The sequence below is a fragment of the Halomonas sp. TH-94 genome (assembly GCF_057473365.1).
On record NZ_JBYCKL010000067.1, the window covers coordinates 64,337 to 85,640 of the forward strand.

Annotated in this window: 22 protein-coding genes; 11 read left to right on the forward strand and 11 right to left on the reverse strand. The window is 65.2% G+C overall.

Translation table 11 applies throughout. The annotated features are described in order from the left end of the window. Window positions 1-33: 33 nt before the first annotated feature. The 5 genes from AC2VNO_RS13320 to AC2VNO_RS13340 are packed head-to-tail and all read left to right on the forward strand — an operon-like array spanning window position 34 to window position 2,795. Entirely contained in the window at window positions 34-393 is a 360-nt protein-coding gene (locus tag AC2VNO_RS13320; RefSeq protein ID WP_486934571.1) for an ArsR/SmtB family transcription factor, read from the forward strand. Further along, the gene (locus AC2VNO_RS13325) at window positions 386-937 is read left to right on the forward strand and encodes an SRPBCC family protein (RefSeq protein WP_486934572.1); all 552 of its coding nucleotides are present in this window, start codon (window positions 386-388) and stop codon (window positions 935-937) included. Before AC2VNO_RS13320 ends, AC2VNO_RS13325 begins: the two co-directional genes overlap by 8 nt. Beyond that, window positions 910-1,338, forward strand: a complete 429-nt coding sequence (locus tag AC2VNO_RS13330) for a VOC family protein (protein WP_486934573.1) — start codon at window positions 910-912, stop codon at window positions 1,336-1,338. Before AC2VNO_RS13325 ends, AC2VNO_RS13330 begins: the two co-directional genes overlap by 28 nt. After that, window positions 1,335-2,042, forward strand: coding sequence for a DUF899 domain-containing protein (locus AC2VNO_RS13335; protein WP_486934574.1), 708 nt, complete (start codon window positions 1,335-1,337; stop codon window positions 2,040-2,042). Before AC2VNO_RS13330 ends, AC2VNO_RS13335 begins: the two co-directional genes overlap by 4 nt. A 51-nt stretch (window positions 2,043-2,093) precedes the next feature. After that, the gene (locus AC2VNO_RS13340) at window positions 2,094-2,795 is read left to right on the forward strand and encodes an aspartate/glutamate racemase family protein (protein WP_486934629.1); all 702 of its coding nucleotides are present in this window, start codon (window positions 2,094-2,096) and stop codon (window positions 2,793-2,795) included. Between the two features lie 23 nt (window positions 2,796-2,818). Here the strand turns inward: AC2VNO_RS13340 and AC2VNO_RS13345 are convergent, their stop codons facing one another. Next, window positions 2,819-3,022, reverse strand: a complete 204-nt coding sequence (locus AC2VNO_RS13345) for a putative motility protein (protein WP_228578970.1) — start codon at window positions 3,020-3,022, stop codon at window positions 2,819-2,821. A gap of 130 nt (window positions 3,023-3,152) precedes the next feature. After that, the gene (locus AC2VNO_RS13350) at window positions 3,153-4,331 is read right to left on the reverse strand and encodes an MFS transporter (RefSeq protein ID WP_486934575.1); all 1,179 of its coding nucleotides are present in this window, start codon (window positions 4,329-4,331) and stop codon (window positions 3,153-3,155) included. A gap of 147 nt (window positions 4,332-4,478) precedes the next feature. On the opposite strand from AC2VNO_RS13350, the gene AC2VNO_RS13355 reads away from it, so the two are divergent. Both AC2VNO_RS13355 and AC2VNO_RS13360 read left to right on the forward strand, forming a co-directional pair. After that, a complete protein-coding gene (locus AC2VNO_RS13355) occupies window positions 4,479-5,507 on the forward strand; it encodes a cupin domain-containing protein (protein ID WP_486934576.1) in 1,029 nt (342 codons plus the stop codon). 33 nt (window positions 5,508-5,540) lie between these two features. Next, window positions 5,541-5,654 (forward strand): GrpB family protein, encoded by a 114-nt coding sequence (locus AC2VNO_RS13360; protein ID WP_486934630.1) that lies wholly within the window; start codon window positions 5,541-5,543, stop codon window positions 5,652-5,654. On the opposite strand, the gene AC2VNO_RS13365 is transcribed toward AC2VNO_RS13360, so the two are convergent. Both AC2VNO_RS13365 and AC2VNO_RS13370 read right to left on the reverse strand, forming a co-directional pair. Then, the gene (locus AC2VNO_RS13365; RefSeq protein WP_486934577.1) at window positions 5,648-6,085 is read right to left on the reverse strand and encodes an META domain-containing protein; all 438 of its coding nucleotides are present in this window, start codon (window positions 6,083-6,085) and stop codon (window positions 5,648-5,650) included. The two genes, AC2VNO_RS13360 and AC2VNO_RS13365, sit on opposite strands and share 7 nt — an antisense overlap. A gap of 162 nt (window positions 6,086-6,247) precedes the next feature. Continuing rightward, window positions 6,248-6,568 carry a DUF1330 domain-containing protein gene (locus tag AC2VNO_RS13370; RefSeq protein WP_486934578.1) on the reverse strand — a complete coding sequence of 107 codons (321 nt, stop codon included), beginning with the start codon at window positions 6,566-6,568 and terminating at the stop codon, window positions 6,248-6,250. Between the two features lie 110 nt (window positions 6,569-6,678). On the opposite strand from AC2VNO_RS13370, the gene AC2VNO_RS13375 reads away from it, so the two are divergent. Further along, window positions 6,679-7,494, forward strand: a complete 816-nt coding sequence (locus tag AC2VNO_RS13375) for a helix-turn-helix domain-containing protein (RefSeq protein ID WP_486934579.1) — start codon at window positions 6,679-6,681, stop codon at window positions 7,492-7,494. Between the two features lie 90 nt (window positions 7,495-7,584). On the opposite strand, the gene AC2VNO_RS13380 is transcribed toward AC2VNO_RS13375, so the two are convergent. Next, complete coding sequence (locus AC2VNO_RS13380; RefSeq protein ID WP_486934580.1) at window positions 7,585-8,592, reverse strand: zinc-dependent alcohol dehydrogenase family protein; 1,008 nt, start codon at window positions 8,590-8,592, stop codon at window positions 7,585-7,587. A 292-nt stretch (window positions 8,593-8,884) separates the two neighbouring features. Here AC2VNO_RS13380 and AC2VNO_RS13385 point away from each other — a divergent pair, with 292 nt between their 5' ends. Then, window positions 8,885-11,320, forward strand: coding sequence for a membrane-bound PQQ-dependent dehydrogenase, glucose/quinate/shikimate family (locus AC2VNO_RS13385; protein WP_486934581.1), 2,436 nt, complete (start codon window positions 8,885-8,887; stop codon window positions 11,318-11,320). On the opposite strand, the gene AC2VNO_RS13390 is transcribed toward AC2VNO_RS13385, so the two are convergent. Continuing rightward, the gene (locus AC2VNO_RS13390) at window positions 11,302-12,195 is read right to left on the reverse strand and encodes a LysR family transcriptional regulator (protein WP_486934582.1); all 894 of its coding nucleotides are present in this window, start codon (window positions 12,193-12,195) and stop codon (window positions 11,302-11,304) included. The genes AC2VNO_RS13385 and AC2VNO_RS13390 overlap by 19 nt on opposite strands. A 95-nt stretch (window positions 12,196-12,290) precedes the next feature. On the opposite strand from AC2VNO_RS13390, the gene AC2VNO_RS13395 reads away from it, so the two are divergent. Continuing rightward, window positions 12,291-13,055: an NAD(P)H-dependent oxidoreductase gene (locus AC2VNO_RS13395; protein WP_486934583.1), complete on the forward strand. Its 765-nt coding sequence runs from the start codon at window positions 12,291-12,293 to the stop codon at window positions 13,053-13,055. 13 nt (window positions 13,056-13,068) lie between these two features. Here the strand turns inward: AC2VNO_RS13395 and aroQ are convergent, their stop codons facing one another. Next, a complete protein-coding gene (aroQ, locus tag AC2VNO_RS13400; protein ID WP_486934584.1) occupies window positions 13,069-13,677 on the reverse strand; it encodes a gamma subclass chorismate mutase AroQ in 609 nt (202 codons plus the stop codon). A 207-nt stretch (window positions 13,678-13,884) separates the two neighbouring features. On the opposite strand from aroQ, the gene AC2VNO_RS13405 reads away from it, so the two are divergent. Further along, window positions 13,885-15,378 (forward strand): methyl-accepting chemotaxis protein, encoded by a 1,494-nt coding sequence (locus AC2VNO_RS13405; RefSeq protein ID WP_486934585.1) that lies wholly within the window; start codon window positions 13,885-13,887, stop codon window positions 15,376-15,378. A 42-nt stretch (window positions 15,379-15,420) separates the two neighbouring features. Here the strand turns inward: AC2VNO_RS13405 and AC2VNO_RS13410 are convergent, their stop codons facing one another. The 4 genes from AC2VNO_RS13410 to AC2VNO_RS13425 all read right to left on the reverse strand — a co-directional run bounded on the left by AC2VNO_RS13410 (window position 15,421) and on the right by AC2VNO_RS13425 (window position 21,292). Then, a complete protein-coding gene (locus tag AC2VNO_RS13410) occupies window positions 15,421-17,184 on the reverse strand; it encodes a sensor domain-containing phosphodiesterase (RefSeq protein WP_486934586.1) in 1,764 nt (587 codons plus the stop codon). A 98-nt stretch (window positions 17,185-17,282) separates the two neighbouring features. Then, window positions 17,283-18,143 carry a PA4780 family RIO1-like protein kinase gene (locus AC2VNO_RS13415; RefSeq protein ID WP_486934587.1) on the reverse strand — a complete coding sequence of 287 codons (861 nt, stop codon included), beginning with the start codon at window positions 18,141-18,143 and terminating at the stop codon, window positions 17,283-17,285. A 50-nt stretch (window positions 18,144-18,193) separates the two neighbouring features. Continuing rightward, a complete protein-coding gene (dbpA, locus tag AC2VNO_RS13420) occupies window positions 18,194-19,594 on the reverse strand; it encodes an ATP-dependent RNA helicase DbpA (protein ID WP_486934588.1) in 1,401 nt (466 codons plus the stop codon). A 249-nt stretch (window positions 19,595-19,843) separates the two neighbouring features. Next, window positions 19,844-21,292, reverse strand: coding sequence for an efflux transporter outer membrane subunit (locus AC2VNO_RS13425; RefSeq protein WP_486934589.1), 1,449 nt, complete (start codon window positions 21,290-21,292; stop codon window positions 19,844-19,846). Window positions 21,293-21,304: the final 12 nt, after the last annotated feature.

A 21,304-nucleotide genomic window follows, 5' to 3' on the forward strand; every position in this document is an offset into this window, starting at 1 on the left:
ACAATGCATGACTGCGAGCCTATATAAAACCCTATGGTTGAATATGACGAAACGCATCTGGACCGGGTCTTCCACGCCCTGGCCGATCCCACCCGCCGCCTGCTGCTCGAGCGCTTGGCAGCCGGTGAGCGCAAGGTCGGCGAGCTGGCCGAGCCGTTCCCCATCTCGCTGGCAGCAGTTTCCAAGCACGTGCGCGTGCTGGAGCAAGCCGGGCTGGTGGAGCGGCGCATTGAAGGGCGCGCCCACTACTGTCGGCTGCAACCGGGGCCGCTGGCGGTAGCGGAACAGTGGCTGAGCTTCTACGAAGGCTTCTGGAACCAGCGGCTGAACACACTGGAAGCAGCGCTGAAGGCTGACGCCGAATCGACGAAGGAGGAGAGGCGAGATGGATGACACCGGCTATGGCGCGAAGATCGCCGAAGAGAGCATCCGCTTCGAACGTCTGCTGCCTGGTCCCATCGAGCGGGTCTGGGCCTACCTCACCGAATCCGACAAGCGTGGCCAGTGGCTCGCCCCCGGCGCCATGGAACCGCGTGCAGGCAGCGCCTTCGCGCTGCACTTCCACAATAGCGAACTGACGCCCGACAACACGCCGCCCACGGAGCGCTTTCGCCAGTACGACGGCCGCTTCACGACGCAGCACCAGGTGCTGCGCTGCGAACCGCCCCACCTGATTGCCTGGACCTGGGGCGGGGGCAACGAAGCCCCGTCGGAGGTCACCTTCGAACTCAGCGAGGCCGGCGATCAGGTACGTCTGGTCGTGACGCATCGCCGCCTTGCCGATGACGGCACCATGGTCAACGTCGCCGGTGGCTGGCACACCCATCTCACCGTGCTGGAAGGCGTGCTGCAGGGCCATACCCCTGCCCCTTTCTGGCCTACCTTCGAACGCCTCGAGGAGGAGTACCGATGCCGCATCATGTCGCCCCGCAGCTGATGTTCGAAGGCAATGCCGAGCAGGCCATGCGCTTCTACGTCGCGCTGTTCGACGATTCCGACATCGTCCGGCTCGAGCGCTACGGCCCCGAGGAAACTGGCAGGGAGGGCAGCGTCAAGCAGGCCGAATTCACCCTGGCCGGCCGACACTACACCTGCATCGATAGCCACATAACGCACCCCTTCAGCTTTACGCCTTCGATATCGCTATTCGTCGAGTGCGAAAGCCGCGATGAGTTCGAACGGCTTCTCGAGCAGCTGTCGGAACAGGGCCAGATGCTGATGCCAGCGGACGACTACGGTTTCAGCACGCGTTTCGCCTGGCTCAACGACCGCTTCGGCGTCTCCTGGCAACTCAATCTGGGAGCCGCCCAACCTGACCTGAAAGGAGAGGTACGATGATGGCCTCGACCACCCTGCCCCCCGTGGTTTCTGAAGAGCAGTGGCGTGCCGCCCTGGAAGAACAGATCGTCCGAGAGAAGGCGCACACGCGTGAGCGCGACAGGCTCAGTGCCGCCCGCCGCCGTCTGCCGATGGTCGAAGTGCGTGCCGATTACGCCTTCGACGGGCCAGGCGGGACGGCCAGCCTGCTCGACCTGTTCGAGGGGCGCCGGCAGTTGATCGTCTACCATTTCATGTTCGGCCCCGAGTGGGAGGCCGGCTGCGACGGCTGCTCCTGGGTGGTGGATGCAATGACCCACCCCGCCCACCTGCATGCCCGCGACACCAACCTGGTGCTGGTATCCCGGGCACCATTGGAAAAACTCCAGCGCTACCAGACGCGCATGGGCTGGCAGCACCCCACGTGGTATTCATCTCTAGGAAGCGATTTCAACAGGGACATGGGCGTGACGAGCTGCAACTGCCACGCTCCCGACACCGACCGTGGCGAACGCCATGGCATCAGCGTATTCCTGCGTGACGGCGAACGGGTCTTTCGCACCTACTTCAACGGCAAGCGCGGCGTGGAGTACCTGGGCAGCCTGTGGACCTACCTGGACCTGACGCCCTACGGCCGCCAGGAGAACTGGGAAGACTCGCCGCCGGGATGGCCGCAAACGCCACCCTACGTATGGAACCGCCGTCACGACGAGTACGAGACATAGCGGCACGGCAAGCGAGACTGGAATAACGACAACCAGAGGGAACGCATGACCATGAAGACCATCGGCCTGCTCGGCGGCATGAGCTGGGAATCCACCGTGAGCTACTACCGTGCACTCAACGAAGGAGTGAAGGCTGTCCTCGGCGGGCTGCACTCGGCCAAGCTATGCCTGTACAGCGTCGATTTCGCCGAGATCGAGCGGCTGCAGCACGCCGGCGACTGGGATGCCACCGCCGAGATCCTGTGCCGAGCCGCCTGCAGCGTGGAAGCCGGCGGTGCGGATTTCCTGCTGATCGGCACCAACACCATGCACAAGGTCGCCCCGCAGATTGCCGAGGCGGTCTCGATTCCGCTGCTGCACATTGCCGATGCCACGGCGCAGCGCCTGGTCGATGACGGCATCCGCCGCGTCGGCCTGCTCGGCACCCGCTTCACCATGGAGCAGGACTTCTACAAGGGGCGTATTGCCGAAGGCTTCGGCATCGAGGTGCTGGTACCCGACGAAGCTCAGTGCGACCTCGTGCACGAGGTGATCTATACCGAGCTATGCCTTGGCCAGGTGAAAGAGACCTCGCGGGAGCGCTATCTGGAAATCATCGAATCGCTACACGAACGGGGCGCTGAGGCGGTGATCCTCGGCTGTACCGAAATCGCCCTGCTGGTGCAGCAGAGCCATACCGCAGTGCCGCTCTACGACACCACGGCCATTCACGCCGAAGAGGCGGTGAGGTGGGCTCTGGAGAGGCAGGCTTGAGCTGGCAAGCCTGCGAATGAAGCTCAAGCGTAGGTATTGATCAGCGTGCCAAGCATGCCGTCGCTTGCCAGCTGCGGCTGCAGAGAAGCCGAAGCCATGAGGGCAGCGACCTGATCCTTCTGCATGTCCAGGGCTTCCCTGTAGATTTCGAGCTGCACCTGCTGCGCGGCTTGAGCCTGCTGCATGACCAGGGCCTGGCCCACGATGGTGTTGACGGCGGAATCCATGTCGCTTGCTCCATTGTTGGTTCTTCTGTACTCCCACGCTAACAGCGTATGAGAGAAATGGCAAAAAACGCAGCCCACCGAAGCGGGCCGCGTTTTTTGAACGAATCCTGATTTAGGCAAGGCCTATGCATCAGGCGGTGACCAGCGGCCTCGTTCTCACGCCCGCCAGGATCATCAGCGCTGCCAGCAACAGCAGGGCAGCGCTGGCGGCGAATACGTTGAGCGCACCGCCCAGATCGAAGATGAGGCCGCCCACGGCAGCGCCTGTGGCGATCGCCAGGTTGATGGCCGCCACCAGCAAACCGCTGGCGCTTTCGGCCTCATCAGGAACCGTGCGGGTGAGCCAGGTCGACCACGCCACCGGAATGGCGCCGAAGGCCAGCCCCCACAGCGCCACCAGCGCTGCATCGGTGGCCGGCGTACTTTCCAGCAGTACCAGTGAGATGCCCAGCGTTCCCATCAACAGCGGCATCAAGATCATGGTCAGGCGCAGGCTGCGCTCGACCATCCAGCCGCCCAGATAATTACCGAGGAAATTGGCCACACCGAAGCCCAACAGAATGGTGGCCACGCCGTTGACGCCAACCCCGGTCACGGTTTCGAGGAACGGCCGAATATAGGTGAAGAAGGCGAAATGGCCGGTGAATACCAGTGCCGCAGCCAACATGCCCAGACCGACTCGCGGCCGCATCAGCACATCGAACAGAGTACGCAGGCGGGTCAGGCCGGTCGGCGCCATGCGCGGCAGGGTCATGAACTGTACCGCCAGCGCCAACACCCCGAGTAGCGCTGCCATGCGGAACACGTCGCGCCAACCTACGAGATCGCCGAAGTAGCTCCCCAGCGGTGCCGCGGCGATAGTGGCCGCGGAAACCCCGCTGAACATGATCGACAGCCCCCGCGGCACGAGGTCACCGGGCACCAGACGCATCATGGTAGCGATCGACATGGTCCAGAACCCACCCAGGGCCACCCCAAGCAGCACACGGCCGAAGAGCAGGATGGTCAGGTTGGGCGCGAAGGCCACGATCAAGTTCGACGCCACCAGCAGCATGGAAAAACTCAGCAAGACATGGCGCCGGTCGAAGCGCCGGGTGGCGGTGGAGATCAGCAGGCTGGTCAACAGCGCCACCGCGGCGGTGACCGTCACCGCCTGGCCCGCCATACCCTCGGTGATCCCAAGATCTTCTGCCATGGGCGTGAGCAGGCTGGCAGGCAGGAATTCCGCCGTGACCAGCCCGAAAACGCCCAGGGCCATCGAAACGACTGCCCCCCAAGCGGGCCTGGCCCGCTGTGACAACTCGTTCATGCTCGTTCTCCTTTTAGAGAAGCGTTCGTCAGGAACGAGAAGACTAGAGCGGCCGATCCGGACGTTCTATATTAAAGACTCCCTAATTCTTGATCATTCGTCCGAATCATCTGAAGACGCGCAAGAACGAACAGCGAGGTATGCGAGATGCCCAAGCCGGAACTGCCCAGCGACCTGATAAGCGAACTGCTACTCGGCATGCGTCTGCGTGGCCTCGCCTACCGCCGCATTCAGCTCTCGCCCCCTCTAGGAGTCGAGTTCGGCACGCGGACCGGGTGGGCACAGTTCCACTTCGTGGCGCGAGGCCCCGTTTACCTACGCAGTCCAAGCGGTAGCATCCACACCCTCTCGACGGGCGATGCCCTGCTGCTGCCACGCGGCGGCGCCCATGCTCTGCTCTCCACACCCGACCAGCCGGCCCAGGACATCACCGCCTTCGAAAGCGCCAGGCTGTGCGAGGCGGTCAGCGCGATCCGCGCCTGTCCGCAAAACTGCACCCAGGAAGGTGCACTGACCTTCAGCGGCTGCATGGAGTTCGATCTGGGCAGCATGCACGCACTGGTTTCGCTAATGCCCGAAGTCATGTACGTCGGCACCCTGCTCGAGCGCCAGCCTGAAATCCTGCCCATGCTCGAAGCCATGGAGCGCGAGGCGAGGAGTGAACGAGCGGGCTACGCCGCCATCCTGGCGCGGCTCGCCGATGTCATGGCCGCCTTCATCGTGCGCGGCTGGGTGGAGTGCGGCTGCGGCGATGCCACCGGCTGGATCGAGGCGCTGCGCGACCCACGCCTGGGCCGCGTCATTGCCGCTCTGCACCGCGAGCCGGGGCGCAACTGGACGGTGGCCGAACTCGCCGCCGAGATGGGCAGCTCGCGCTCGGTGTTCGCCGAACGCTTCCTGGCGGTAACGGGCATGACGCCACACCGCTACGTGACCGAGCTGCGCATGCGCCTGGCGGTCCAATGGATCGGCCGGGAACGACAGCCGATCGAAACCGTGGCCTACCGCCTGGGCTACGGCAGTGCGGCCGCCTTCAGCCGCGCCTTCAAGCGCATCCACGGCCATCCACCCGGGGCACTGCGCCAGCAGCATGAGCTCGATACGGCTAGCGTCACGCATACCTCTGCCACAGGAAGTGTTCATGAACGAAACCCAGTCGCTGCAGCAGGCCATTGACGAGCCGGTGCAGTTGGAGGAGTACGACCCCGCCTGGCCGAGCGCTACGCCGCCCTCAAGCGCGAGCTGGCGTCCCGGCACCATGAGGATCGAGAAGCCTATACCCGGGCCAAGGGTGAATTCGTGCGTTTAGTCATCGCTCAATAGAGATGCACCGCCTCGAACTGAGCCACGGCTGCACCTGACGCATCGCGCAGGGTCAGCGCCTGGCCTTGGATCTGCCAGGTGGCTGTCGCCTCCAGTGCAGCCAGGAAGGCCTGCTCGGTCTCGCCGCCTTGCAGGCAGGCCATGCGTGTGGTGATCAAGGGGCCGAAGTGAAGGGCGTCGTTGTCCAACTGGTAGCTACCTGCCAGGCGGTTGCATCCGGTAGAGCCCGCCACGCGGTTCTCCTCTGTGTGCAGCACGAAATGCGCCTCGCGCTGGTCGTCCACCGCCTCGGGCGTCGCAGCGCCGACCTGGGTCAGCTTCCAGTAGGTGTTCACCAGCGGCTCGTCGTGCGTCATCGCTCCCTCCATGGCGGTACAGCCCATCAGCACGATGGCCAGCGATCCCAACAAGATGGCAAAGCGCTTTTTCATTCTCGTTCCCTCGACAAGCAGTCTCGATGCCCACCGCGAACGCAGCGGGCTCCATGTGCCGTAATGTCGGAGAAGCCGCAGCGAATAGCCAGCCTGAATTACGCAGATACGGGGGATTTCGCGCCCTCGGCCACAAGGCCAGGCTGACACCGTCTGGAGTATCTAACCAAGAATGTCGATGCCTCGATGCCCTTCCTCGACGCCCTCGACCAGGATCACGTCGCCCATGGCGTTGGCGGTACGCAGAGGCAGGATGCGACGGTAGGCCTCGGAGCGATACCAGGCCCGGGCCTGCTCCAGGCTGGGGAAGCCGAGCATGATCGTATCGCCCTGCCAGCTGCCCTCCAGCACCTCGGTGGGGCCGCCGTGGATCAGGTAGCGGCCGCCGTAGGGCGCAAGGGTGGCATCGATCTTCTCCAGGTACTCGACGATTTCAGGGCCCATGGTGACGTCCTGCAGGCGGGCGATGGCGTAGGCGGTCATGGCGTTGCTCCGGTGGTAGGTTTGCCTCGACAGCTTCGCCCCGCTGGCGCAGCCTGGCGATTACCTGCGAGGTAATAGCCACGCATATCGCTTGGCGCTAATCTGGCTGCATGACCACGAACTCCCCTACCCCAGGGCAGCTGTTGAAGGAGTGGCGCCTGCGGCGGCGGCTGAGCCAGCTCACGCTCGCCGCCGAGGCCGACATCTCCCAGCGCCACCTCAGCTTCGTCGAGTCCGGACGCGCTACGCCGAGCCGGGAGATGCTGCTGCGCCTGGCGGAGCAGTTGGTCGTTCCCCTGCGCGAGCGCAACCGGCTGCTGCTCGCCGCCGGTTTTGCCCCCGCCTTCGGCGAGCGCGGCATCGATGCACCTGAACTCGAGACGGTCCGCGGGGTGATCGAGCGCCTATTGGCGAGCCACGCCCCCTACCCGGCGCTAGCCGTCGATCGTCACTGGCATTTGCTGATGGCCAACCGCCCGCTCGAAGCCCTGCTAGACGGCGTCGACGCCGAGCTGCTGAAGCCGCCGATCAACGTGCTGCGGCTCACGCTGCATCCCCGCGGGCTCGCGCCGCGCATCGGCAACTTCCGCGAATGGCGCGCCCATATACTCGAGCGCCTGGCACGCCAGGCCGAGACGACCGCCAACCCGGTGCTGGCCTCGCTCGGCGAGGAGCTGAAGGGGTATCCGATACCGGCCGGCGCCCGCCCCCATCTGGCCAGCGCCTCATCGCGCCACGGTGGCATCGTCGTGCCGCTGGAGCTGGCCCTGCCGGATGGCCGCATGCTGTCGCTGCTGAGTACCACCACGGTATTCGGCACCCCGCTCGACGTCACCCTGGAAGAGCTCGCCATCGAGTCGTTCTTTCCGGCGGACGCAGCCACTCAGAAAGCGCTGCAGCAGTTGGCGACCGCCTCAGCTGGTTAGGCTTTGTCTGAAAAGTCGGCGAGCGAAGGTCAGACAGGGAGCTGATTTTTAACGCCGTATGACCAAGCGCAGACAGTTTTCAGGCATAGCCTAGAACGACAGGCAGATCTTGCCGAAATGACGTCCCGACTCCTCGTGACGGAAGGCGTCGGCGATCTCCTCGAGCCCGAAGCTGCTGTCGATGATCGGGCGCACGCCGCTGGCCTCGATGCCGCGCACCATCTCCTGCTGGTGGATGCGGCTGCCGACGATAAGCCCTTGCAGGCGTGCCTGCTTGGCCATCAGCTTGGCGGTAGGCACCTCGCCACCGCGCCCGGTGAGGATGCCGATCAGGGCGATGTGGCCGCCGATGCGCACGGCGTTGATGGATTGCGGCAGGGTGCCAGGCCCGCCCACTTCGATCACGTGGTCGACGCCCTGGCCGTCGGTCAGCGCCTGGACCTTCTTGCCCCACTCCGGCTCGGCCTTGTAGTTGAGGGTGTGGTCGGCGCCGAGCTTCTTGAGCGTCTCGATCTTCTCGTCGGAGGAGGAAGTGGAGATCACCCGCGCGCCCATGGCCTTGGCGAACTGCAGGGCGAAGATGGAAACGCCGCCGGTGCCCAGGGTGAGCACCGTATCGCCGGCCTTGAGGTTGCCGTCCACCACCAGCGCGCGCCAGGCAGTGAGCCCCGCCGTGGTCAGGGTGGCGGCCTCTTCGTGGCTGTAGCCCTTGGGTGCATGGGTGAACCAGGTGACCGGGCGAACCACCTGCTCGCGGGCGTAGCCGTCGATGCCGTCGCCGGGCGTGGTCTTGAAGTCGGCGACCCGCGCCGGCCCGTCGAGCCAGTAGGGGAAGAAGGTGGAGACCACCGCATCGCCAACCACGAACTCCTCGACGCCCTCGCCCACCGCCTCGACCACGCCCGCCCCGTCGGACATGGGGATGCGACCGTCCTCGGTAGGGATCATCCCGGCGACCACGGCATAGTCGTGGAAGTTGAGCGAGCTGGCATGGGTGCGCACGCGGATCTCGCCCGGCCCCGGCTCGCCCGGCGCATCGCGCTCTACGACTTGCAGCTGGTCCAGCCCGCCGGGGCTCTTCAAGGTAACGACTTTCATCTCGGCACTCCTTTCATCTGCATTCGAATGCCATGAGACTAGTCCATTACTTAGCTTGCAAACCAGGCGTCACGATTCAATCGCCATCGGTCACGAAGACCAGAGAACCGTCCTGCAGGCAGTAAGTGGTGCCGAGCTGGCGCTCGAACAGGTGGAGCCCGGCCACCGTTTCGACTGGTGGCTGGGACTGGAGCATCGTCGTGCACTCATGGCGGTCATCCTCGATGTGGCCTAGCTTTAAGCGAGCCCCCCAATCGGGCCGACCTACTCGCCCCTGACCACAGGTATTGCCATGGATGCGCATTCCTCACGAGGTGTGGCCGGCTGGGCCGTCACCGTTCTAGCCTATGTTCTGCTGCTGCTCGGCCTAGCCATGTCGCTGGGTGGTGCTTACCTGCTCTACCTCGGCGGCACGATCTATTTTCTCCTGGCCGGTATAGCCACGCTGATTGCTGCCGTCATGCTCTTGCTCGGTTTGCCAGCGGGGGTGTGGGTCTATGCCGCTACCGTGGCAGGCACCTTTCTCTGGTCGCTGTGGGAAATTGCCATCAAGGGGTGGATGCCGGTCTGGCATATCGATTTGTTGGCACGTACCGGGCTGATGGCCGGCCTGCTGGCTGTCGCCCTGTTGCTGCTGCCCGTGTTGTACCGTCGCGGCTATTACCAGCCTCCCCTGCCCTACGCCGGCCCGCTGCTCGGCGTGCTGATCATCGTCGGCTACGCCGGGGCGGTGCTGTGGCTCATCTTCGACTCCGGCCCCGATGCTCCCACCACGCTGGCCGCCGAGGAGAACCGTCAACAAAGTGCCCCGGATGACACGGACTGGGTTGCCTACGGCGGCACCAACCTGGCCCAGCGCTTCTCGCCGGCCGACCAGATCACGCCGCACAACGCCGATCAGTTGGAGGTGGCCTGGGAGTTCAATACCGGCGATGAGCCGCCCAGCGATGCAGCGCCCTATGCCTTCCAGAACACCCCGCTGAAGATCGGCAATAGCCTTTACGTCTGCACCCAGAGCAATCAAGTCTTTGCCTTGGACCCCGGCACCGGCGAGCAGCAGTGGCACTTCGACCCGGAAGTGGCGGTGGAGGCTCAGGAGCATGTCTTCTCGACCACCTGCCGCGCAGTGGCCTACTTCGAGGCCCCCGAGCCGGTGGAAGAGTGCCCTCGTCGCCTGCTGCTGGGCACGCTGGACGGTCGCCTGATGGCACTGGACGCCGAGGACGGATCGATCTGCCGCAGCTTCGGCGACGACGGCACGGTGGATCTCAACGACCGCATGGACCCGCAGGCGCTGGGGCTGCTCTCCAACACCTCAGGGCCGACCGTAGTGAACGGTATCGTCGTGGTGGGCCATCAGGTCACCGACAACCAGCGCCGCGATGCGCCTTCCGGCGCCGTACGCGCCTATGACGCCGTCACCGGCGAATGGCAGTGGACCTGGGACTCGGTATGGACCACCCCGGACCAGCAGCCACCGGAAGACGAGGTCTATCCCCGCGGCACACCCAACGTGTGGACGGCGATCTCTGCGGACGAAGCGCTGGGACTGGTCTATCTACCCACCGGCAACCCAACCAACGACCAGTACGGCGGCGACCGCCGCCCCGAGGAGGATGAGTTCACCTCCACGCTGGTAGCGGTGGAGGCCGACAGCGGCGAAGTGCGCTGGAAGTTCACCACGGTGCTGCACGACCTGTGGGACTACGACCTCGGCGCCCAGCCCGCGCTGATCGACTTTCCCACCGACGACGGACCGCGCCCCGCCGTGGTTCAGGCGACCAAGTACGGCCAGGTATTCGTCTTCGACCGGGAGACCGGTGAGCCCCTGCTGCCCATCGAGGAGCGCCCGGCGCCCCAGGGCGCCATCGAGGGCGACTGGACGGCCGAGGTGCAGCGCTTCTCGCCGGGCATGCCCAACTTCGGCTCGATACCCGGCCAGGAGGTCGAGCACTTCAGCGGCGCCCACACCTGGGGTGCCACCCCTGTCGATCATCTCTACTGCCGTATTCAGTACGAGCGCATGCGCTACGAGGGCATGTTCACTCCGCCGACCCTCGACCATCCGGGAGGCATGCTGCAGTTCCCGGGAATTCTCGGCGGCATCAACTGGGGCAGCGCCGCCTTCGATCTCGAAAGTGGCCTGATGATCGTCAACAACAACCGCATGCCGTCACGCGTGGTGCTCTACCCGCGCGAGGAAGCCGACGAAATGGACAACATCGCCCCCATCGGCGAAGAGGATGCCAGCTATATCGACCAGGAAGCCCAGCCCATGCTCGGCGCCCCGGTAGCGGCACAGCGCGGCGCCTGGCTCTCGCCGCTGGACATGCCCTGCGCTGCGCCGCCCTGGGGCTTTCTCAGCGCTACCGATATCGCCACCGGCGAACTGGTCTGGTCACGCCCGATCGGCACCAGCTTCGATCAGGGCCCCTGGGGCATTCCCGCACGGCTGAAAATGACCGTGGGCGCGCCCACCAGCGGCGGGCCGATCACCACCGCTGGCGGTATGACCTTCATCGGCGCCACGATGGACGACTATATTCGCGGCTTCGACAACACCAGCGGCAATATGCTGTGGGAGGCGCGCCTGCCGGCAGGCGGCCAGGCGACACCGATGACCTACATGCACGAGGGGCGTCAGTACGTGGTGATCGCCGCCGGCGGCGCCCATCAGGCCGAAACCAGCCTGGGCGACAGCGTCATGGCCTATGCGCTGCCCGAGTGAGGATACCGCGCTGCCTGGCCCGCCAGGCTGGGTTCACAGGACGTCAACGCCTCGGCAAGGAAGGCCATGAAGGCACGAATGCGCGCCACCCGACGCAGGTCGGGGTGGGTCAGCAGCCACAGGTCGGTGGCGAGTTCGGGGATCGGTTCGCCGAGTCGCACGAGCGCCGGCTCGACGTCGGCCAGGTAGCAGGGCAGCACGGCACGGCCCAACCCATCGCGGGTGGCGGCCAGCATGCCGAGCATGGTGTCGACGCGGTAACGGCAGCGCTCGTTCGCTCCGTTCGTGGTCATCCAGGCGTCGAGCGCGGCATAGCCCAGGTGACGGTCGGGGCCGACCCAGGCCTCAGGAGCGTCGGAACGGGCATATACGGCCTGAGCGATGGAGCCGACTCGCCGCCCCACCAGATGTTCGGGTGGCGTGGGTGTGGGCCGCACCGCCACGTCGGCGTCGCGCTGGGATAGGTTGAACAGCTGGTTGGAAACCGCCACCTCGAGCACGATATCGGAATGCGCGCGCTGGAAAGCGGCAAAGATCGGCGACAGCAAGCCCACGAGCAGCGTATCGGTGGTGGTCACGCGCAGGGTGCCGGAGAGACGTAGGTCACGCCCTGCCAAACGCCGCTCGGCGGCCACCACCTCAGCTTCGACCCGCCCGGCCACGGCGGCCAGCTCCTCACCTGCCGCGGTCGGCGCATAGCCCGAGCGCGAGCGTTCGAACAACGCCACGCCCAGGCGGCTTTCGATGGCGTTCAGCCGCCGAAATACCGTTGCATGACTGGCGCCAAGCCGCCGACCAGCGCCGGCAAGCGAGCCGGCCTTGGCAATGGCCTGGACCACGCGCAGATCGTCCCAGTGCAAAACCTGTTCATTCATGCAAGCTTCATTGTCATCTTTGGGGAATTTCAGTTCGTCAGAGCACAGCATAGCCTTTAGGCATGTTTTCGTAGCCAACGCACCGGAGCCCTGGAATGTATAGATCCGAAAGGCATGCCCTGATCGTGTTCTGCCACCCCGAGCCGCGCTCCTTCAACGGCGCCTTGAAGGATGTTGCCGTCATGACCCTAAAGCAGCAGGGCTACAGCGTCGAAGTCTCGGATCTCTATGCCGAAGGCTTCGATCCGCTGGAGGGGCCGGCTCACTACGCCGAGCGGGCCGAATCCGATATCTTCTTTCCTCTCACCGAGCAGCGCCACGCCTACGAGGACAGCGCCCTGCCAGCCGACGTGCAGCGCGAGGTGGAGCGGCTGAAACGTGCCGACCTGGTGGTCCTGCAGTTCCCGCTTTGGTGGCATGCCCAGCCGGCCATGCTCAAGGGCTGGTTCGATCGGGTGTTCGTCTACGGTGGGCTGTACTCCGGCCGGATGCGCTACGACCGCGGGCGTTTTCCCGAGAAGAGGGCGATGCTCTCGGTGACCACCGGCGCGCCGGCCCCGACCTTCACCCGCCACGGCAGAAGCGGCCATATCGTGGCCCTACTGTGGCCGATTCACTACTCGCTCTACTACCTCGGCGTCAGCGTGTTGCCACCTCAGGTCACCTATGGAGTGCAGGGCGGTGGGCTGAGCTATCAGAATGAGGCTGCCTTCCGTGAACGACTGGAAGCCGAGAAGGCAGCCTGGGCAAGGCGGCTGGAAGGCCTCGACGAAGAGGCGCCCATACCCTTCGCCGGCTGGAACGACTGGGACGACCAGGGCGTGCTCAGGGCGGAACACCCCACGGCATGGACGCTTTGAGCCATCCCCTGCGTCAGGGCGCGAAGCGCTCCCTGAGCGGCTCGATGGCCACGTCGCGCGGCTCGCCGTCGAAGTCGTCCTGGATCAGCTCCGCTGCGCGCCGTTCGAGGTAGCGCCCTGCTCCCTCTACTTCGGCAATACGCTGCATGTCGGCCAGCGACTCGATGAGCTGCGACGTCAGGCGGTCGAGCACCGGACGTACCTCCTCGGCGAGATCGGGCGGGTCGGCAAAAGGTGAGCGCCCCTCCTGAAGCCATTCATGGTGCAGACGCCGCTGGATCTGCTTGCTGGCTTCGAACTGCTTGTCGAAAAAGCGTCGCGCGAAGTCGACATCGACCCCGGCAGCTTCGGCATCCTCTCCCACCTGGTCGAGAATCTCCGCCTCACGCTCCGGCGCCTCGATGGGAGCACCACTGTTCCATTTGGCTTGCGCCACCACCGGTGCCACGTCGAGCCGTTCGTCGATCAATACCAGCATACGGTCGATGGCCGCCTTGTCCTCGTCGGGGGGCTCCTGCGGCTGAGTCTGACAACCTGCAAGCAGCAACGCCAGCAGCAGCATGACGACCAGCGACCGACCCTGGCCAGATATCGATGAGTATCTCTTCGGTTTGCAGCTCATCAGGATACGACTCGTTCCGTTGGGTTCCGAGCCAGTGTGGCAGGTAAATCGCCTCTCTTCCTGTATCAAGATGTTTACCTGCTGAGCCATTAAAGTTGACTGAGCCCCGGCCGATATCAGTAGGGACAATCTTTGTACAGACGTTATACATAAGAAAAACAAGATACAAAGTTTGCTAACGACTAGCTTCCCGTTCCTGGAGTTCCCATGTCCCAACCCGCCATCAGTATCTCGCGTCATCATCAGCGAACCGATCAGATCATGTGGTTTCCCGCATCCGCCTTCCTGCTGCTGTGCCTGGGCGTCGGGTTGGCCACGGGTACGCTGTGGGTCGCTCTCGTTTTCGGCGTCACTGCCTTTCCCCTTGCCGCCCTGGTGCAGTGGAAATGGCCCGGCCATATCGTCAACGGCTTCACCAAGGCGGCGCTGTTCATGGGCCTCTCGATGGTCTTGATCGAACAGAGCGGCGGCATGATCGAGGCGCACTTCAGTATCTTCATCATGCTGGCCGTGCTTATCCTTTACAGCGACTGGCGCGTGATCGCCTTCGGTGGACTGGTCATCGCCGTGCACCACGTGCTTTTCACCTGGCTGCAGCACCTTGGCCATGTGCAGCTTTACCAGAGCCTGGGCAGCCATGGCGAGGCGGCGGGCCTCTTCGAATGCCTGTTGATGCACGCCGGTGCCGTGGTGGCCCAGGTCGTAGTGCTGGGCTATCTGGCCCGAGAGTTGCGCAGTATGTTGGACGACAGTCTCAGCGTGTGTGAATTCGCCGAGCGCGCAGGTAGCGGCCGGCTCGATACGGTGTTCACTCGAGCCCAGCTCGGCCGCCCCGCCATCGCCGCGATGGCACGTATGCAGCAGAAGCTCGCCGATACCCTGCACAAGGCGAGCGCGGCGGCCACCCAGGTGGACGTGCTGAGCGAAGGCCTGTTCAGCGCTCATGACGACGTGCGCAGTCAGGCCAGCCACAACAGTGCCCAGGTGGAGCGGGTCTCGTCGGCGGCCACCGAAATGGCCGCAACTACCCGCGAGAGCGTCGATCAGGCCACCCAGGTCAGGCAACTGGCCGGCGAGGCCGAAGGCGCCGCACGCCAAGGCAGCGAGAAGGCCACGGCGCTGCATGCCGCCATGCAGGTACTCGAGTCCCATGCCCGCAGCATTGCCGGCCTGCTGGGTGAAATCGACGACATCACCTTCCAGACCAACCTGCTGGCACTCAACGCCTCGGTGGAAGCCGCAAGGGCCGGCGAACACGGTCGCGGCTTTGCCGTGGTGGCCAGTGAAGTGCGCACGCTGGCTAGCCGCACCAGCGAGACCGCCGGGCGTATACGTGAACGGGTACGCCAGACCGACGAGAGCGTACGCCATGGCGTAGCGCAGACTCAGGAGGTGGACGGCACCATGCAGCAGATGCTGAATGCGTTCCGCGACGTGGCCTCACGCCTGGCCGATATCGACAGCGCCACCTCGCAGCAACATCAAGGCATCGAAGATCTCGAGGCCAGCGTCAGCGAGATGCAATCGTCACTGCATCATTCGGCACACTCCTTGGGTGAAGCGCACCGTCTGGCCGAACAGCTCACTGCCGTGGCCGGCTCGCTGAATGCAGCCATCGGCGAGTTCCAGCTTCAGGGTGCGGCCGATAGACTGCCCGGCATGCGGCAACAAGCGTCCCTGCCGGCACCGATGCCGGCCTGAGCGAAGCGCCCGGCAGTTCGCCTGCCGGGCGCTTCGCCACGATCAACGATTGCTCGACGCCAACCAGCGCTCGAAGTCGCCCCCCTCCAGGGGACGAGACATCAGGTAGCCTTGCGCCTCGTGGCAGCCCAGCGACTCCAGATAGTCGTAGGTCTGCTGTGTCTCCACCCCCTCGGCCACCACGCGGTAGCCCAGGTTGTGCGCCATGCTCAGCATCGATTCCACCAAGGTTCGGCTGCGCGGTATGGCGTCGACCCCCTTGATGAAGGAGCGGTCGATCTTGACGATGTGGGCGGGGAGGTCCTGCAGATAGGCCAGGCTGCTGTAGCCGGTACCGAAGTCGTCGATGGCGATACGAATGCCTGCCTCGATCAGCCTGTTGAGCTGCTGCCAGGCTGCGCGGCCTTGACCGAACAGGGCAGTTTCCGTCAGCTCGAGCTCGATGGCCGAGATGGGTAGGTCAGCTTGCTCCATCAGTGCCAGGAGTCGCTCGGCAAAATCGTCTTCATCCAAATTACAGGCTGAGACGTTGAGCGACACGCCAATGGCCAGGCCCTGTCGGTGCCAGGCTTGCGCCTGGGCGATGGCCGTTTTCACTACCCAGGCCGTCAGCGGCCGTGCCAGCGGGGTGTTCTCGATCAGGGGGATGAACTCGACCGGCGAAACCTCACCGAGCTGCGGGTGGCGCCAACGCAGCAGAGCCTCTGCCCCACGGCAGCTATTCGTGCTCAGCTCGATGCGCGGCTGATACACCAGGCGCAGTTGGTCGGCGGCGTTAAGTGCGGTGCGGAAGTCGGAGAGCAGTTGGAAACGGCGCCGATGACTCGCATCCAGCGCCTGGGAATAGATCCCTGCCCCCACCTCGGTCTGACGCGCGTCCTGACAGGCGCTGTGGGCGGTACGCAGCACGTCCGCGGCCAGATCCTTGCCCAGTCGCAGCGGGGTAGCCCCCACGGCAGGATGGGCAAGAACCGGCGCCTCACTAATCAACGGCAGTGCGAGCAGCGCCTCGCGCAGCGCCAGCGCTCCTTCGAGAAGTGCGCCGTCACTGCAGCCGTCCACCAGATGAACGAACTGACAGGGACCCACGCAATAGAGACGCCGCTCCTCTCCCAGGGCTTGTTGCAGACAGCGCCCCGCCATGCGAGCCAGCTCGTCGACATAGGTGGGGCCCATGACCCGGTTCAGCGTGCTCACCTGAGAGATGTCGAACACCTCGGTAAAGAGTGCGCAATGCTGATGACCGGGCGCATCCCGTGCCATGTCATCGAGGTCCTCGGCGAACTGGCTGCGATTCGGCAGACCGGTGAGCGGGTCGATCCGACCGAAGGCGTGCTGCAGTTCGATCTGCGCCATGACCATGGCGGCCATGTCCTGCAGCAGCGCAACCTCCTCGGCGGTCATCTCGCGCGGCCGGGTATCCAGCACGCACATGGCACCCAGGGTATAGCCATCCTGCGTCTGCAGAGGCGCGCCGGCATAGAAACGGATGCCCGACTCGGCCAGCTCGCTGTCGCGGTAGAAATCGGAATTCAGCAAGTCTTCCACGACCAGCACCTGGGAGGTGTCCGCCACCTCGCCGCAGCAGGCCTTGAAGCGCGGGATCTCCCAGTGATCGACCCCGACACGCGACTTGAACCACTGGCGATCGGCATCGGTCAGCGATACCGCCGCGACGGGCATGCCGAAGAATTTGCTGGCCATGCGCGTAATACGATCGAAGCTCTCGCTGGGCGGCGTATCCAGCAGGTTGAGCTGGCGCAGCGCGTACAACCGCGCCTGCTCATAGTCGTTGGCGTTGTTCATGAGGTTCCCTTGCCGTTCTGCGACGGCACTTAACCATGGGTCACTCCACAAGCCTAATCAAGCTTCGCTATGAGAACCATAACGAGGAGGCGAGCGATTTATCGCTCCTCTTCATCTTGCTCTTGCTCGCTTCGGACCCGCTCGGCCTCTTCCTCCCGAGCGTCTTCGATGACGGCCAGCAGATCTTCGACATCGACCAGGCTGGTGTCATGCTCGAAGCAACCCGTCAGCTGGCTCTCGGGATGCAGCTCCCCAGCTTCGTAGAGCGCCCAGATCTCCTTACCGTAGTCGGTGTTCAACAGGTCGGGGGCAAAGCGGCCGAAATAGCGGCGCATGTTGTCCACGTCGCGTTCGAACATCATCTCGGCGCTGTTGTTGCCTGCGGCGTCCACTGCCTGGGGCAGGTCGATGATCACCGGACCGTCGGCGGCCAGCAGCACGTTGAACTCGGACAGGTCGCCGTGTACCAGGCCCGCACACAGCATCTTGACCACGTCGCGAATGATCTTGGCGTAGTAGTCTCGGGCCTGCTCGGCGCTGAGGCTCACGTCGTCCAGACGTGGCGCCGTCAGGCCTTCGGCATCGCTGATCATCTCCATCAGCAGCACACCGTCGATGAAGCCGAAGGGCTGGGGCACCCGCACATCCGCCGCCGCCAACCGGTAGAGGGCATCGACCTCGGCGTTGAGCCAGGCCTGCTCCTGCTCCTTCTGGCCGTAGCGGGTCTTCTTGGCCATGGCCCGCGAGCGACGACTGTTGCGCTCGCGGCGTCCCTCCTGGTACTGCACCGCCTGCTTGAAGCTGCGCTGCTTCGCTTCCTTGAAGACCTTGGCGCAGCGGCGTTCCCCATGGGAACGCACTACATAGACCTGAGCTTCCTTGCCGCTCATCAGTTGGCTCTCGACTTCATCAATCAAGCCGTCGTCGATCAGCGGCTGCAATCGCTTGGGTACCTTCACCTTTCCCCCTCTTCTGTCTCAGCAACCCTCCGCGGCCCGTCCGCCAGCTATCAGTGGCTGACACGCCGGGCGCGAAACGAGCGCCCCTTTAGCTTACCCGTACCAAGCTGGGCGAGCGCCGCCTTGGCGACCTCGCGCTGCACGGCCACATAGGCGCTGCGCTCCAGCACCTTGATCTTGCCCACCTGGGCGCCCTCGATGCCACCCTCGCCGGTAAGCGCCCCGAGGATATCGCCGGGGCGCACTTTCTGCTTCTTGCCGCCGTCTAGCTGCAGCGTGGCCATTTCCGGCAGGAAGGGCTCCCGCGCCAGCACGCTGTGCGGCGGCAGCGGCGCTTCCTCGAGCGGCTCGCCGAGGAACTCGACCAGCCGTTCGAGGCGATAGGCCTCCCGCTCGGTGATCAGGGTGCAGGCTATGCCGGAACTGCCGGCACGACCGGTACGCCCGACGCGATGCACATGCACTTCGAGATCACGGGCTATCTGGTAGTTGAATACCGCATCCAGCGCTTCGATATCCAGCCCGCGTGCCGCCACGTCGGTGGCCACCAGAATGGAGACGCTGTGGTTGGCAAACAGTACCAGAATGCGGTCGCGGTCACGCTGCTCCAGGTCGCCATGCAGCGCCAGAGCGCTGAAGCCCGCTTCGTCGAGGGCGTCGGCAACCTCCTGGGTCTCGCGCCGGGTGTTGCAGAACACCACGCTGGAACGTGGCCGATGCTGCAGCAGCAGACCGCGCAGCGCCGAAAAACGCTCCGCTTCGTCCGCCACACGGTAGACCCGCTGGCGTATGGAGCTCTCGTCATGAGTCTCGGCCACCGCCACTTCGGCCGGGTCACGCATCAGCCCTTCGGCGATGCAACGGATCTCGTCGCTGAAGGTAGCGCTGAACAGCAGGGTCTGACGGCTTTTCGGCGCCTTGGCAACGATCGCCTCCATGGTGGCCTGGAAGCCCATGTCGAGCATACGGTCGGCTTCGTCCAGCACCAGGGTTTCGAGATTGGTGAGATCGAGCGAGCCCTTGCGCAAGTGCTCCTCCACCCGACCGGGGGTCCCCACCACCACATGCGCCCCATGGGCCAGCGAGGAGAGCTGGGGGCCGAACGGGGCTCCGCCGCACAGGGTCAGCACCTTGACGTTGGGCAGGCTGCGCGCCAGTCGTCGAATCTCGCCGGCCACCTGATCGGCCAGCTCGCGGGTGGGACAGAGCACCAGCGCCTGAACCTGAAAACGCGAAACGACGAGATGCGACAACACCCCCAGGCCGAAGGCTGCGGTCTTGCCTGAGCCGGTCTTGGCCTGGGCGATCACGTCACGGCTCGCCAGCATCGGCGGCAGGCTCTTGGCCTGAATTGGCGTCATGGCGTAATAGCCGAGCGAATCGAGATTGACCAGCAGCTCTGGTGACAGCGGCAGCGAGGCAAAGGCCTCGTCGTTGGGAGATTCGGACACTGAATGGACCTGCAAATAATTGAGCGGTGCCTAAACGGCAAGCAAGCGAGGGTGAATGCGAAGGCACGAGCCAAGGCTGGGCTTCGTCTGAAAGGAAGGTGAGCAGCATAGCAGAAAAAGGCGGCGGCATCGCCCTATCGGCTGAGCCGGGTCAGCAAGTGCTTACCGGAGGGGCGATGCCACAGAGTGGGCCGGTTGGCAGGCAGGGCCACCCTGCCTGCGCGTCGTGGCGCTGCGGACGGTGTCCGGCTAGGTGGACGCCAAGCCAGGTTCCCCCCTCGCCTGCCGCGGCGCGTCCATGCGCTCCTCCCAGCCACCGGCCAGCGCCCGATAGAGCCCCACCAGGGCGGTGGCGGCGCGCACGTTGCTCCGGGCCAGGCCATCCTCGGCCTCCAGCCGCGAACGCTCGGCATCGATCACTTCGAGGAAGTCGACCACGCCGACCTCGAAGCGTACCCGCGCCTGGCGAGCTGCCTCGGTGCTGGCCGCGGCAGCCGCCTCCAGGTGCTCTCGCTCGCGCAGCGACTGGGCATAGCGGGCGAGCGCCGTCTCGGCCTCTTCCAGTGCCAGCAGCACGGTCTGCTCGTAGCGCGCCAGGTTGGCCTCCGCGTCGGCATCGGCGGCTGCCATACGCGCCCTGACTCGGCCGCTGTCGAGAAACGACCAATCGACGCCCAGCGCCACCAGCCGCGTTTCGCTGTCGCGGCCGAAAAGATCGCCGGTGCTGGCGCCCTGGGTGCCGAGCAACCCGCTCAGTGTGAAACGCGGGTAGAGATCGGCGGTGGCCACGCCAATGCTGGCCGTGGCGGCATGCAGGCGCCGCTCCGCCGCGGCGATATCCGGGCGGCGACGCAGCAGTTCGCCGGGCAGTCCCACCGCCACCCGCTCGTGCAGCGCCGGCAGCGGCGCCGATGCTTCCAGCCGGGCGATCAATGCACCGGGCTCGCGACCGGTCAGCACTGCCAGGCGATGGGTGACGGCGGCTATCTCGCCTTCGAGCGCCGGGATACGCGAGAGCGTGCTCTCCAGCTGCGCCCGGGCGCGCACGCTGTCGAACTCGGTACCGCGCCCCGCCTCCAGCCGCGCGTCGACCAGCGCCAGCGACTCGCGCTGGTTGTCGGCATTGGCCCGGGCCACGCGCAGCTGCTCCTGCAAGCCGCGCAGGCGCACGTATTGGTCGACCAGCTCGCCGACCACCACCACCTGCATCGCGCGCACATCGGCGGCCGAGGCCTCCGCTTCGGCCTGCTGGGCCTCCACGGCGCGCCGCACGCGGCCGAAGAAATCGAGCTCCCACAGCGCGGCGACGCCGGCGTCATAGCTCTCGAAGTCACGCTGGGAGCGCGTCGCCTGCGGCATCTGGTCGGCGCTGGCGCGCTGATGGGCAGCGCCAGCCTGGGCGGTGACGCTGGGGGCCAGGTCGCGACGCGACTGGCGCAGCAGTGCCAGGCTGCGGTCGTGGCGCGCCAGGGCGATGCGCAGGTCGTGGTTGGCGTCGAAGGCCTCCTCGACCAGCTCGCTCAGCAGCGCATCGTCGAAGCTGCGCCAGAAGTCGCGCTCGATAGCTTCAGGAGTGACGAGTTCCGAATCGGCACGTGCCAGGGCGGCAGGCTCGGCCAGTACCGGTGCACGGTAGTCGGGCCCCACCGCACAGGCGGCCAGCACCAGGGCGAGCGGCAACGGCATCAGATTACGCATGGCTCTCTTACG